Origin of the sequence: Hazenella coriacea (assembly GCF_004341825.1) — a bacterium.
Taxonomy (GTDB): domain Bacteria; phylum Bacillota; class Bacilli; order Thermoactinomycetales; family Thermoactinomycetaceae; genus Hazenella; species Hazenella coriacea.
In genome coordinates, this window is the sequence record NZ_SMAG01000002.1 from 140,526 (window position 1) to 153,151 (window position 12,626).

Genomic DNA, 12,626 nt, shown 5'->3' on the forward strand with positions numbered 1-12,626 from the left:
GCATAGCAATATTCCTAGAACTATGTTAACAACTTTAAAAACTTTCATCTCCCCCTTTTCCTTCTACTATTCATTGCTATTCTATTTTTTAAAAAAACACCTTTTCGTCATACAAAATTTAGACAGTTTGTTAGCATTGATAGTTAGAATAGTGGAAGGAATTATCGATATAGAAAGATGAGAATGACAAGCCAGAGGATAATCAGCAAGGATAAGGTATTAGTAATGAAGAATGCGATCCCTACTCCTGTTAATACTAAGTGGACCGCATATGTTTCCATCAGACTGATCCCTAAAAGAACAAGCAAATAAGACTTTACATTTAAGTCTTTCACAGACTTTGTACGAAGGATTTGGATGATCTGTGGAATCCACCCGAGGGACAGGATTAATCCACCTATTATTTGTAGCCAAGCATAAATCAAAGTCATTCCTCCTCGATCCAATATTAACTCATCCACCTTCATTTCTAATTTATTGATCTAACAGAGGAATTATTGCTCATGTGAAATGATAATCTGGAAAAATGTGTAGTTTAAGTTAACCAAAAAAGAACCTTGAAAGAGTAAAATCACTCAATCAAGGCATTTATTATTGGGGATTTATTTATTTCAACTGTATTCTTAAGAGGAAAAGAGGATACTTTATGGAGTATGTAATTATGTATAAAATTCAGCTTTTGAATTTCTGAATGTTCAATCGTAGTAACAGACCAAAGAAGTAATAACAAGAGTTGTCCCTTGAAGAAGATCAAGTTGTAAATTTATTGCAAAATAGTGACGGAATTGTGATACAATATGCATAATAGTAAAAATATTTGATCTAGGGAGGGTTGTGAATGGAACCTCATATGGAACAAACATCCGTCCAATCTTCCAAGCATTCAGGTCGCCAAGAGACTTTTAAGTATTTGTTCTCCTTCTTTTGGATGATGTTATTTACAGGCTGTGCTTTTTATGTTGTCGCTCAGCAAGTGTTTACTCCATCGCTCACTTTTTGGGCCTTGATCTCGTTAGCCATTGTACAGGTGTTTTTACAGCTGTCCATTTTTATGCATCTAGATCAAAAAGGGCATAAGATACAGATTATCTTTTTTTCGATCGGGGTTTTCATTGCTGGCGTTTCAGCTGTGGTTATGGTTGTTGTGAGATGATTAATGGTGGAAAACGAAAGCGGATTGGTTACAGGAAGAACAAAAATAAGGTATGGTTTTAGTAGATCCTGAGCTGATTTGATCAGCTTTTTTCTTTTTTCCATGTCTGATTGATAACTATATAGGACCAGCAGTTTCGACTTACCATAAGTTGGGAGTTGATCTTTCGCACGAAATGACTTTGTACCGCTACTAAGTGGAACCCTTGGATGAAGGAAAAGAGGAGGCAACTCTTCCTTGAGATGCTTCGTTGCCTTTTACCTCCTCCCGGAATCAAAGGGTGAAGCGGACTTCTCCACTTCTTTGAAAGGGACAAGCTCATGGAGGGTGAAAATCGAGTTCCGTTACTCTATCATATAGGTAAATATTGTCTAATCGACACTGCTGATAGAGGACATGTTGTATAAAAATCGTGCCATTGCTTTGTTTGAGTGATGTCTAGCCTGTTTTTACCTAGCCGAACGAAAATAAGGTGATGGTATATGGATGAAGAGGTCGCTTTTGAATGATGCAACACTCTCCATATATAAATCATGAAGGAGTTTAACAGGATGCAATTGATAGCCGCAGAGATGAATCAACTGGATGTAGTGATGGATGTATATCATCAGGTAGTTAAAGTGATGAATGAACTCGGAAATTTTCAATGGGGGAATGGGTATCCCAGCAGAAAACTGATTCAAGAAGATATTGAAAATGGGGAACTTTATTTACTTACTGATGGAGAAGAGATTACTGCTGCTGTCGTACTAAATCGCAAGTGGGCACCTGAGTATGAGCATATCGAATGGCAGGAGCGCGATGATTCATTTGTTGTTATTCATCGACTATGTGTAAATCCACTCTATCAAGGAAAAGGGATCGCGAAATCTTTGATGGATGCCATTGAACAGTGGGTGATGGATCAAGGTTATATGAGCATTCGATTGGATACATTCTCTGAAAATCATAAAGCACAGAACTTATTTACCCTACAGGGTTACAAACCTAGAGGTACGTTTTATTTCTCAGGGTATGATCTACCCTTTATAGCATTTGAAAAGAGATTGGGTTAGCTTTTAAATAGAGGGTACAAAAGTTGACGAGATCCATATATTGTGGGTCAAAAGGTACGAAAAACGGGTATAGAGGTTAATAATAAGGTTATGTCTATGGAAATCATACACGACTTGAGCAAAACGACTTAATATTATTGGGAATGTTTGATCCAATCCAGCTCGGAGAGGAGATGTTTCTCTAGCGAACGACTTTTGCGAGCACGATTCGAGAGTGAGATAGAGAAACAACGACCTGCAGTGTTTGAATCCATATGTTTCTAAAATGATTAATATAGGAATCATACAAAATCCTCCATTTAGGATATTTGTTAAATGTTGTTCAAATCTTCTAGTACAGATGTGAAAAAAAGAATTAGAATAGAAAGAAAGGATATATTTGGGATGGATTGAGTTTGAGAAGATCATTTTTCTAAAATGACTAAAAAAGGGGAAGGTAGGGTGACTGCCGATGGGTCAACAATCTCTTTTTATCGATTTTGAATTTTCGATGCCAGAAGCAGGCACGAAAAAGGGAAGACGTTTTTTTCCGGAGATTATTGAGGTTGGATTAGTCTGTGTGGTGGATGATCAGATTGAGCAAACGTATAGCTCATTTGTTACACCTAAATTAAATTCAAAATTGAGTGAGCGGTGTAAAAAGTTTTTAAATATCTCTCAAAAAGACGTGGACCGTGGGATCTCTTTTGAGGAATTGGTCAACTGTCTTTCTAGTATTTATGGTGGAAGTGATACTCGAATTATTACATGGGGCAATATGGATATGCATGTTTTGTATAAGTCGTGTGCCCGCTGGAATATCACTTATCCATTTCGCACGAGAGAGATTGACTTGTCTATGGAGTTTAAGAATTTTTATGGAGACCAGAATCAAACAGGTTTGATGAAAGCACTCCACCAATTTGGGCGAACTTCAAACCGTCAGCATCATCGTGCCTTAGATGATGCGATGACCACTTATGAAATTTTTCGATTGGTTGAAAAAGATAAGAGTTATCTACAAAAGAACTCGATGAATCGCATTGGCGATTGTGTTGATCTGGCAAGGTTGTTTGAGAACTTGGCTTAGTCATAGATTGCGATAGTATGGTTTCTGGGAGAAAATGGGCTTACTGCATAAAAAGGCTCACCATCCTTTATTCTTCATCTTTCCATACTTATTTGAAATGGATTTAATTTATTAATGAAAGTTAAGCATCGATAGCAGGAAAAAACAACGAATAAAACGAAATATAGTCATCAGGTCAATCTACATTTTAAAAAATGGATAATGGAAAATGAAGCAGCTTAGAAACAGCAGTTTGGGAGGAGGGCTTGGTGCAATGGTTCCTAAAAAGGTTTTAGTTGTGGATGATCAATATGGTATCCGACTATTACTCAAAGAGGTATTTTCTAAGGATAATTTACATATCTTTCAAGCAGCTAATGGCAAACAGGCCCTAGACATTATTCAAGCAGAGCAGCCTGATCTGATTTTACTTGATATGAAGATGCCTGGGATGGATGGCTTAGAGTTGTTGCGTAGGTTGAAGAAGCTGGAATCTCACGCAAAAGTCATTATGATGACAGCATATGGTGAGCTAGATCTCGTGGCAGAAGCAAGCCGATTAGGGGCGTGTACACATTTTACCAAGCCCTTTGATATTGAGGAATTGAGATCCGAAGTGATGAAGCAATTAGCTTCTTAAGAATCTCATTAGGATGAAGAGAACAGGTTTTGATATCACGATTCCTTTTTAAAACTTAGAGACCCCCTGTTTTGACTACTAGTGAAGTGGGTCTATTGGATAGTAGTTAAGCTTTTTGGACTGTCTTTAAGCAAATTGGTATAATCAATTTATGTTTGATTATAATGGTTCTATTACTCCTGCTTTTTTTGAGTGGGAGGCATTTATTTGCCATTAGAATCTTAGGATATCTGACTTCGTCTTCTAAAAACATGGAATTTTCAGGTATATCTTTTGTTTATCAATAGCAACAATTATATAAATCCAAAGCTGAGGTGCAATACATTGAAAGAAGTTATGATTCGTTTAAGAATGAGTCATTCAGATGCTCATTATGGTGGAAACTTAGTAGATGGAGCTCGAATCTTATCGTTATTTGGTGATGTCGCAACCGAACTGCTGATTCGAAATGATGGTGATGAAGGATTATTTGTCGCTTACGATCTTGTAGAGTTTTCAGCTCCGATTTATGCTGGAGATTATGTGGAGGCAATTGGCAAGATTACGAAAATAGGGAACACTTCTCGCAAGATGAGCTTTGAAGCTTACAAGGTCATTGAAGCAGGAAATGATCCAGCACGTCCATATGCAGCACAAGTTCTTGATCAGCCGCTTTTGGTAGCACGTGCAACTGGCACCTGTGTAGTTCCAAAAGGTCGTTAGGCTGTATTTTTTATGTTTTTAGGAGGTTATAGCATGGAGAAACTAATTATAACAGCTGCACTCGTTGGTGCTGAAGTAACCAAAAAGGATACTCCTCATTTGCCGACCACTCCCGAAGAGATTGGCGAAGCGGCTGAAGCCGTTTGGCGTGCTGGTGCATCCATTGCACACATTCATGTACGAGATGAAAATGGAGAACCATCACAAGATAAAGAGTTGTATCGTTTAGCGATTGAAGAAATTGAAAAACGATGTGATCTCATTGTTCAAGTTTCTACGGGTGGTGCCGTAGGAATGTCAGCAGAAGAAAGACTTCAGCCTCTAACTCTCCGCCCTGAAATGGCGACCTTTACGACAGGCACAGTCAATTTTGGAAAAGATGTTTTTATGAATACTCCTGAACAACTGTTTACTTTTGCCGAAGAGTTCGAACGTTTTGGGGTTCGACCTGAATTTGAAATCTTTGATGTGGGAATGATAGCTAACGCATTACATTTGGTTAAAAAAGGATATTTCACAGGGCACTTACACTTTGATTTTGTGATGGGGGTACCCGGTGCGATCCCAGCCACTGCAGAAAATTTACTACACCTGATTCGTCAGCTTCCTCCAGAGGCTACCTGGACGGTGGCAGGTGTAGGAAAGTCACAACTTCCCATGGCGACATTAGGAGTTTTGTTAGGTGGACATGTTCGAGTTGGATTAGAAGATAATATTTACTATCGTAAAGGTGAGCTTGCAACCAATCAACAATTGGTAGAAAGAGTAGTGAGGGTTGCCAAAGAGCTTGATCGTGATATCGCAACCCCTGATGAAGCGAGACAGATGCTCAACCTAACTAAGACAAGCTTTTATTAAAAGTTTCTATGAATGGTTACGGGTATGTCATTGATCTTTTTTTCTCTTCACTTATAAAATAGGAATTAGAATGTTATAATGTCACAATGTAAATCCTCACTCAACAATGATAAAGTCCCTCAAAGGAGCATAAAGTTCTTTGAGGGATGACTCTTGAATCTCCTTGATTCTAAGGTTAAATCTAGATGTTGCAGACAGTGTTCAAGTACAAATGAATGAATGGTCTTACATAGTAAAAGGAGGATCTAGTATGCCGCTCGTATCGATGAATGAATTTTTACCTCGCGCCAAAAAAGAAGGGTTTGCGGTAGGTCAGTTTAATATTAATAACTTAGAGTATGTCCAAGCGATTACCGCTGCAGGTAAAGAAGAAAATTCCCCTTTAATTTTTGGAGCCAGCGAAGGCGCCATTCGTTACATGGGGTTAGATAATATGGTCGCTTTGTCCAAAGTAGCGGCTAAAGAGTCGGGACTACCGATTGCTTTACATCTTGATCATGGAAGTAGCTTTGAAGTTGTTATGCAGTGTATTCGGGCTGGCTTCTCATCAGTGATGTTTGATGGGTCTCATTATCCATTGGAAGAGAATATTCGCCTAACTAAAAAAGTCGTTGAAGCGGCTCATGCTGTTGGTGTATCTGTCGAAGGGGAGCTAGGAACCATCGGTGGGGTTGAAGATGACTTGGATGTTGCTGAAGAGGATGCTTCCTTAGCAAATCCTAAAGATGCAATTCGTTTTTGGGAAGAAACCCAAGTAGATGCAATGGCAATCGCAGTAGGGACAGCCCATGGCATGTATAAAGGTGTTCCTAAAATCCGCTATGAAATTATTGAAGAAGTGAGCAAAAAAATCGATGCTCCGATTGTATTACATGGAGGTTCTGGGGTTCCAGATGAATCGATTCAAAAAGCAATCTCTTTAGGTGTAGGCAAAATCAATGTGAATACCGAAAATCAAGTAGAGAGCACCAAAGTAATTCGTGAGCTCTTGGATCAAAATCCAAATATCATTGATACACGTAAATTCATGGGGCCAGCACGTGATATCATCAAAGAAGTAGTCAAAGGTAAAATTCGTTTGTTTGGCAGTGCCAACAAAGCTTAAGTCGCAGCATTTTGGGCAAGGCCCAATGGAGGGATCGTTGATGAAGTTTTTCTTAGACACTGCGATTGTTGATGAAATTCGCGAAGTCAATGAGTGGGGTTTGTTATCAGGAGTGACGACAAACCCGAGCCTGATTGCTAAATCTGGACGTGTCTTTGATGAAGTCTTACAAGAGATTTTATCCATTGTAGATGTCCCCATTAGTGCAGAAGTGTTAAGTCGTGATGCCAGTGGGATGATTGAAGAAGGCGAAAAGCTGGCTAGTCTTTCTCCTCATATTACGATTAAAGTCCCCATGACGATCGAAGGATTAAAAGCAGTAAATCATTTCAGTAAAAAAGGGATTCCTACTAATGTCACTTTGATATTTTCTGCTAATCAAGCTTTATTGGCTGCCCGTGCGGGAGCTACATATGTAAGTCCATTTGTGGGTCGTTTAGATGATATTGGGCAAGATGGAATGGAATTGATTCAACAAGTGTCTGAGATTTTCTTCACTTCTGGGATCGAAACGGAGATCATCGTGGCAAGTGTACGCCATCCGATTCATGTGACGAAAGCAGCCTTGTCAGGAGCTCAAATCGCTACAATCCCTTATAAGGTATTGAAACAATTGGTTCATCACCCACTTACCGATCAGGGAATTGAAAAATTTGAGGCTGATTGGCGTAATGCGAAGCATGAATAAGAAACTCGACTTGAGCAAAACAACTTGAATGAGTTGGAAATCAAGTGACTTGATCCAATGAACCTAGGAGGGGAGAAACAGCGACCCCACGGGATTTGGATCCATATGTGACTAAAAATGCTCATATTAGAGTAAGAAATATCAATCTGGCGGTAGGATGTGAGGATGCTTCCGCCGGATTTTTCCAAGATCCCACAGAAAGAGGGTAAGAGCTTGGGGAAACTAATAATTAATGGTGGAAAACCTCTTTATGGTAAGGTACCAATTAGTGGAGCTAGAAATAGCGCTTTAGCTTTGATACCTGCCGCTCTCTTAGGCGAGACTCCTTCTGTGATCGAAAATGTTCCTCAGATTAAAGATGTAGAAACTTACATAGATTTATTGAGTCATTGTGGAGTGAATGGCTCTTTTTCTAAAAATGAATGTAGGATTGACCCCTCTTCTCTTCAATCAAAACCTATCAAAGCACCTCATTTTTCAAAACTAAGAGCCTCTATGTATCTGATGGGTGTGATGCTCAGTAAGTTTAAAGAAGTTCAAATTTCTCCTTCTCTAGGGGCATTAGGTTGGGAACCATTAGATCAGCATTTTAAAGGATTTCAATCTTTAGGGGTGACGATTGACCAGCAAGCCGATTCCATCCATCTATACGCCAAAAAGTTAATGGGTACTAGGATTTATCTGGATGTTGTTAGTGTGGGGGCTACCATTAACTTGATGTTGGCAGCTGTTCATGCAGATGGAAAAACGATTATTGAAAATGCTGCGAAGGAACCTGAAGTGATTGATGTTGCCACACTTTTAAGCAGTATGGGCGCAAATATTAAAGGTGCAGGTACAGATGTGATCCGAATTCAAGGAGTGAGAAAACTTTTAGGTTGCCGCCACTCCGTGATTCCTGATCGAATTGAAGCTGGTACATGGATGATTGCTGGTGCAGCCACCCGAGGAACTGTAACTATTGAGCAAATTATCCCTAAGCATTTGGAGGCTGTTTCTGCTAAATTAAGAGAGATGGGTGCAAAAGTAGTCGAAACTGATGAGACGATAACTGTTTATGGAAACGACCAATATGAAGCCGTTGACATTAAAACCTATCCTTATCCAGGCTTTCCGACAGATCTACAACAATCGTTCACCTCTCTTTTAACTCAAGCCGATGGTACAAGCCTCGTTACCGAAAATGTATACTCCTCTCGTTTAACTTATGTTCATGAGCTAGTAAAGATGGGCGCTCTGATTCGGGCTGAAGGACGAACTGCCATTATCACTGGTGTAACTCCTCTCCATGGAACAAATATACAAGCTACTGAAATAAGGGCTGGTGCTTCCCTCGTGATCGCTGGTTTAGTCGCTAACCACGTTACTACAATCTCTGGAATTGATTTTCTGTGTCGCGGATATGAAAATTTGGAAATGAAATTATCTTTATTGGGTGCAGAAATTCATAGAGAATGGTGATATCCTTTTCCTGCTTTTTATCCATTTTTCACACCCTAAGTGTCGCAGATCGATGATATATGTTACTCTATTTTTGTTGATGTGTCACACTCTTAGAAGTGTGTCAAAAAAAGGGGATGGATTTCATGGAAAGAAGTTTAACAATGGAATTAGTACGTGTGACCGAGGCAGCGGCTGTTCAATCTGCTAGATGGATGGGATTTGGCAAAAAAGATGAAGCAGATGATGCTGCTACAACAGCGATGCGCAAAGTATTTGACACAATTCCCATGACAGGCACAGTGGTTATTGGTGAAGGGGAGATGGATGAAGCCCCTATGCTTTATATTGGTGAGCGTCTAGGCTTGGGCTCTCTACCCAAGGTGGATGTAGCTGTAGATCCTTTAGAGGGAACCAATATTGTTGCCAAAGGATTATGGAATGCACTCTCTGTTGTTGCAATCTCAGATGAAGGTTGTTTACTTCATGCGCCAGATATGTATATGGACAAAATTGCTGTGGGTCCAAAGGCTGTAGGACTCGTAGATCTGGATGCACCTGTTGAAGATAACTTAAAAGCAGTAGCTAGAGCACAAGGGAAAGATATGGAAGATATTGTGGCTATAGTATTGGATCGACCTCGCCATGCACGATTAATCGAGCAAATTCGTAAGGCTGGAGCTCGGATTAAATTGATCTCTGATGGAGATGTAGCAGCGGCTATTCATACAGGTTTTCCTGATACAGGTGTAGATATTTTACTTGGCTCAGGTGGAGCGCCTGAGGGAGTTTTATCTGCGGTTGCTTTAAAATGTTTGGGCGGGGAAATCCAAGGTCGACTTCTTCCAGAAGATGAAGAACAGTATCAAAGATGTGTTCGTATGGGGCTAGAAAATCCCAAGCAGATCCTTCGGATGGAAGATCTCGTTAAAGGGGACGATGCTATTTTTGCTGCTACAGGTGTAACGGACGGCGAATTACTTAAAGGTGTTCGTTATCAAGGAAGTACGGCGACGACTCATTCGGTTGTGATGCGGGCCAAAACAGGGACGATTCGTTTTATTGATGGGACGCATCGTCTGGAAAAGAAACCAAACCTCGTTTTATAAGTTACCTCTCAACTTTCGGAAGAAGGGAGGGACTTTTAAAATAGAATAATTGTGTGGTGATTATGCCTATGGAGCTCACATTGAGCGATTTAGAGAATCGTCGGCTAACTGATTTGTACAAGCTGGCAAAAGAATACCAGATTTCCTACTATAGCCAAATGAAAAAGAAAGAGTTGATCTTTGCTATTTTAAAAGCAAAAGCTGAACGGGATGGATTGATGTTTATGGAGGGAGTATTGGATGTTCTTCCTGAAGGATATGGTTTTTTAAGACCGATTAACTTCCTACCTTCCTCCGAAGATATTTACATCTCGGCTTCACAAATTCGCCGCTTTGATTTACGATCAGGTGACTTAGTTTCTGGAAAAGTAAGACCTCCAAAAGAAAATGAGCGATATTTTGGTTTATTACATGTAGAAGCAGTAAATGGAGAAGACCCTAATCAAGCCGCGGAGAGATTACATTTTGCTGCCTTAACTCCTTTATATCCGGAAAGAAGACTCATTTTAGAAACAACTCCAGATAAAATTTCAACACGAATGATGGATTTAATCTCCCCTGTAGGTTTGGGACAACGTGGATTAATTGTCGCCCAACCCAAGGCGGGAAAAACGATGTTATTGAAGGAAATTGCCAATAGTATTACAGAAAATCATCCTCAAATCGAACTGTTCGTGTTGCTGATTGATGAGAGACCTGAGGAAGTTACTGATATGCAACGGTCAGTCAAAGGGGAGGTTGTTAGTTCCACCTTTGATGAGCTTCCTGAGAATCATATTAAAGTTGCTGAACTGGTACTTGAACGGGCACAACGCCTTGTTGAACATAAAAAAGATGTCGTTATTCTGCTAGATAGTATTACTCGCTTAGCTCGAGCCTATAACTTAGTCATTCCACCAAGTGGACGGACGCTCTCGGGTGGGATTGATCCAGCTGCGCTTCATCGACCCAAACGGTTCTTTGGAGCGGCACGTAATATTGAAGAGGGCGGAAGCCTAACGATTTTAGCGACGGCGTTAGTCGATACAGGTTCACGGATGGATGATGTGATCTATGAAGAGTTTAAAGGAACTGGAAATCTTGAGCTTCACCTAGATCGTAAATTGGCCGAGCGTCGGGTATTTCCATCGATTGATATTCGCCGCTCTGGAACGAGAAGAGAAGAGCTCCTCCTGAATAAAGAAGAGTTGGATAAATTGTGGATGCTACGTAAATCACTGACTGATAGTAATGAATATACTGAAGCCCTCGTAAAAAGATTGAAAAACACAAAATCCAATGAAGACTTTTTAGCCTCTATTGAGCCTAAACAACGGGCGACGACAGCTTCATAAAAATTTGTTTATCATACTCGATTCACCCCTCACATACATATGACATTGGGTGATAATCACCCTCCATATCTTCTGATGTGAGGTGCTGTGATGTCTCGCAAAAAAGCGTTGTTGGCTTCTTCCCTCACCGTCTGTACCGCTTCTGCTTCCTGGGCGATTGGAACAGATAAACATCCTGTATATGCTTTGGATATGAAAGATTCCACTAATCCCGACTTGGAACAGGATTTAATTGCCCAAGAGGCGATTGTGCATTATCTAAACCCCATCCAGGCTGTTGCAGAAGGGAATCTAGCCGCTACAGTGGAGACAAAACCACTCATGTACCGTGTACAAAAAGGAGATACACTCTACCAAATAGGAAAGTTTTTTGGTATTCCTTTTGATCAACTGTCATTATACAATCAAATCGTCGATCCTAATTATCTTAAAACGGGTCAAAACCTTAAGATTCCTCTGACACGCAAGTGGGTAAGGCTACAATTTGGCGACACGGTAGAAAGTTTAGCAAAAGAGCACCAGACTACTACGGATTTATTAGTTTATCTAAATCCAATACTCAAAGACCCTGAGATTACATATGTGGGTCAAATGATTTCCGTTCCGCAGAAATTGGAAGTAAAATCACCGGAGACAGTACCCAAACCTGCGCCAGCGAAAAAAGGAACGATTCGTTTAGCCGCCAAATCTATGTCTAAACCACAGAAGAGAGAAGCAGGCTCGTATCGGTTTCATTGGCCAGTATCTGGTCAAATCACTAGTAACTTTGGCTGGAGAAATGGTCGCCAGCATAAAGGGATTGATATATGGAGTGCGGCAAAGTCTGGGGCGGTGATTCGTTCATCTCTAGATGGGGTTGTTACACAAGCTGGCTATTCGGGAGGCTATGGGAATCTGGTCGTGGTGGATCATGGTGGGGGCTGGGTAACATATTATGCACATTTGAGTAAGATTAGTGTGAGCAAAGGTGAGTCCGTGCAAACGGGCCAATCATTGGGGAATATGGGACAGACGGGTAATGCAACAGGATATCATCTTCATTTTGAAGTGCGAAAAGATGGTCAGGCATTAAATCCTCTTTCTGTTTTAAAATAAGAAGAGTTCTGTAGAATTTCCTGATCAGAGAAAGAGATTCAACGTCCCTCTCACCTTGCAGCCTTAACTAGGTTCATGCTATAATACACCAGTGGTTTCTTTCGAACGAACCAAGTATGGTCGGCTAGGAAAAGAGGTGATAGATATGAAAGCTGCAATTCATCCGGGCTACAGAATGACGACTGTAACATGTGCGTGTGGAAATACATTTGAAACCGGATCGACTTCTGAAAACCTTAAAGTTGATGTTTGTTCTGCATGCCATCCCTTCTTTACAGGCAAACAAAAAATGATCAACGCTGGTGGACGTGTCGATCGCTTCAAAAAGAAATACAATATCAAGTAATATAGATTGGAAACAATTTATTGTAGGCAAGCGAGTCTTCATTCGCTTGCCTC

General features: G+C 40.3%; 14 protein-coding genes. 13 read left to right on the forward strand and 1 reads right to left on the reverse strand.

Annotation, left to right across the window (positions count from 1 at the left end):
- Positions 1-161 precede the first annotated feature (161 nt).
- Positions 162-431 carry a PQ-loop domain-containing transporter gene (locus EDD58_RS03975; RefSeq protein WP_243648647.1) on the reverse strand — a complete coding sequence of 90 codons (270 nt, stop codon included), beginning with the start codon at positions 429-431 and terminating at the stop codon, positions 162-164.
- Positions 432-838: 407 nt separating this feature from the next.
- On the opposite strand from EDD58_RS03975, the gene EDD58_RS03980 reads away from it, so the two are divergent.
- The 13 genes from EDD58_RS03980 (at position 839) to rpmE (ending at position 12,573) form a co-directional block, all read left to right on the forward strand.
- Positions 839-1,153: a cytochrome C oxidase subunit IV family protein gene (locus tag EDD58_RS03980; protein WP_131923557.1), complete on the forward strand. Its 315-nt coding sequence runs from the start codon at positions 839-841 to the stop codon at positions 1,151-1,153.
- 551 nt (positions 1,154-1,704) lie between these two features.
- Positions 1,705-2,208: a GNAT family N-acetyltransferase gene (locus EDD58_RS03985; protein WP_165875784.1), complete on the forward strand. Its 504-nt coding sequence runs from the start codon at positions 1,705-1,707 to the stop codon at positions 2,206-2,208.
- Between the two features lie 451 nt (positions 2,209-2,659).
- The gene (gene kapD, locus EDD58_RS03990; protein WP_131923559.1) at positions 2,660-3,277 is read left to right on the forward strand and encodes a 3'-5' exonuclease KapD; all 618 of its coding nucleotides are present in this window, start codon (positions 2,660-2,662) and stop codon (positions 3,275-3,277) included.
- Positions 3,278-3,530: 253 nt separating this feature from the next.
- The gene (locus EDD58_RS03995; RefSeq protein ID WP_131923955.1) at positions 3,531-3,896 is read left to right on the forward strand and encodes a response regulator; all 366 of its coding nucleotides are present in this window, start codon (positions 3,531-3,533) and stop codon (positions 3,894-3,896) included.
- A gap of 336 nt (positions 3,897-4,232) precedes the next feature.
- A complete protein-coding gene (kal, locus tag EDD58_RS04000) occupies positions 4,233-4,598 on the forward strand; it encodes a 3-aminobutyryl-CoA ammonia lyase (RefSeq protein ID WP_131923956.1) in 366 nt (121 codons plus the stop codon).
- A gap of 33 nt (positions 4,599-4,631) precedes the next feature.
- Positions 4,632-5,456 (forward strand): 3-keto-5-aminohexanoate cleavage enzyme, encoded by an 825-nt coding sequence (gene kce, locus EDD58_RS04005; protein WP_131923560.1) that lies wholly within the window; start codon positions 4,632-4,634, stop codon positions 5,454-5,456.
- A 250-nt stretch (positions 5,457-5,706) separates the two neighbouring features.
- Positions 5,707-6,561, forward strand: a complete 855-nt coding sequence (fba, locus tag EDD58_RS04010; RefSeq protein ID WP_131923561.1) for a class II fructose-1,6-bisphosphate aldolase — start codon at positions 5,707-5,709, stop codon at positions 6,559-6,561.
- A gap of 40 nt (positions 6,562-6,601) precedes the next feature.
- A complete protein-coding gene (gene fsa / locus EDD58_RS04015; protein ID WP_131923562.1) occupies positions 6,602-7,249 on the forward strand; it encodes a fructose-6-phosphate aldolase in 648 nt (215 codons plus the stop codon).
- Positions 7,250-7,462: 213 nt separating this feature from the next.
- Positions 7,463-8,710, forward strand: a complete 1,248-nt coding sequence (locus tag EDD58_RS04020) for a UDP-N-acetylglucosamine 1-carboxyvinyltransferase (RefSeq protein WP_131923563.1) — start codon at positions 7,463-7,465, stop codon at positions 8,708-8,710.
- A 125-nt stretch (positions 8,711-8,835) separates the two neighbouring features.
- The gene (gene glpX, locus EDD58_RS04025) at positions 8,836-9,798 is read left to right on the forward strand and encodes a class II fructose-bisphosphatase (protein ID WP_131923564.1); all 963 of its coding nucleotides are present in this window, start codon (positions 8,836-8,838) and stop codon (positions 9,796-9,798) included.
- Positions 9,799-9,866: 68 nt separating this feature from the next.
- The gene (gene rho, locus EDD58_RS04030) at positions 9,867-11,132 is read left to right on the forward strand and encodes a transcription termination factor Rho (protein ID WP_131923957.1); all 1,266 of its coding nucleotides are present in this window, start codon (positions 9,867-9,869) and stop codon (positions 11,130-11,132) included.
- A 90-nt stretch (positions 11,133-11,222) separates the two neighbouring features.
- Positions 11,223-12,227: a LysM peptidoglycan-binding domain-containing M23 family metallopeptidase gene (locus tag EDD58_RS04035; RefSeq protein WP_131923565.1), complete on the forward strand. Its 1,005-nt coding sequence runs from the start codon at positions 11,223-11,225 to the stop codon at positions 12,225-12,227.
- Between the two features lie 145 nt (positions 12,228-12,372).
- Positions 12,373-12,573 carry a 50S ribosomal protein L31 gene (rpmE, locus tag EDD58_RS04040; protein ID WP_131923566.1) on the forward strand — a complete coding sequence of 67 codons (201 nt, stop codon included), beginning with the start codon at positions 12,373-12,375 and terminating at the stop codon, positions 12,571-12,573.
- Positions 12,574-12,626: the final 53 nt, after the last annotated feature.

Excerpts from the sequence above, each read along its gene's own strand:
- glpX (WP_131923564.1), top strand. The coding sequence starts at position 8,836 with ATGGAAAGAAGTTTAACAATGGAATTAGTACGTGTGACCGAGGCAGCG.
- EDD58_RS03995 (WP_131923955.1), top strand. The coding sequence starts at position 3,531 with ATGGTTCCTAAAAAGGTTTTAGTTGTGGATGATCAATATGGTATCCGA.
- EDD58_RS03975 (WP_243648647.1), bottom strand. The coding sequence starts at position 431 with ATGACTTTGATTTATGCTTGGCTACAAATAATAGGTGGATTAATCCTG.
- EDD58_RS03980 (WP_131923557.1), top strand. The coding sequence starts at position 839 with ATGGAACCTCATATGGAACAAACATCCGTCCAATCTTCCAAGCATTCA.
- rho (WP_131923957.1), top strand. The coding sequence starts at position 9,867 with ATGGAGCTCACATTGAGCGATTTAGAGAATCGTCGGCTAACTGATTTG.
- fba (WP_131923561.1), top strand. The coding sequence starts at position 5,707 with ATGCCGCTCGTATCGATGAATGAATTTTTACCTCGCGCCAAAAAAGAA.
- fsa (WP_131923562.1), top strand. The coding sequence starts at position 6,602 with ATGAAGTTTTTCTTAGACACTGCGATTGTTGATGAAATTCGCGAAGTC.
- EDD58_RS04035 (WP_131923565.1), top strand. The coding sequence starts at position 11,223 with ATGTCTCGCAAAAAAGCGTTGTTGGCTTCTTCCCTCACCGTCTGTACC.
- kal (WP_131923956.1), top strand. The coding sequence starts at position 4,233 with ATGATTCGTTTAAGAATGAGTCATTCAGATGCTCATTATGGTGGAAAC.
- rpmE (WP_131923566.1), top strand. The coding sequence starts at position 12,373 with ATGAAAGCTGCAATTCATCCGGGCTACAGAATGACGACTGTAACATGT.
- EDD58_RS03985 (WP_165875784.1), top strand. The coding sequence starts at position 1,705 with ATGCAATTGATAGCCGCAGAGATGAATCAACTGGATGTAGTGATGGAT.
- kce (WP_131923560.1), top strand. The coding sequence starts at position 4,632 with ATGGAGAAACTAATTATAACAGCTGCACTCGTTGGTGCTGAAGTAACC.
- kapD (WP_131923559.1), top strand. The coding sequence starts at position 2,660 with ATGGGTCAACAATCTCTTTTTATCGATTTTGAATTTTCGATGCCAGAA.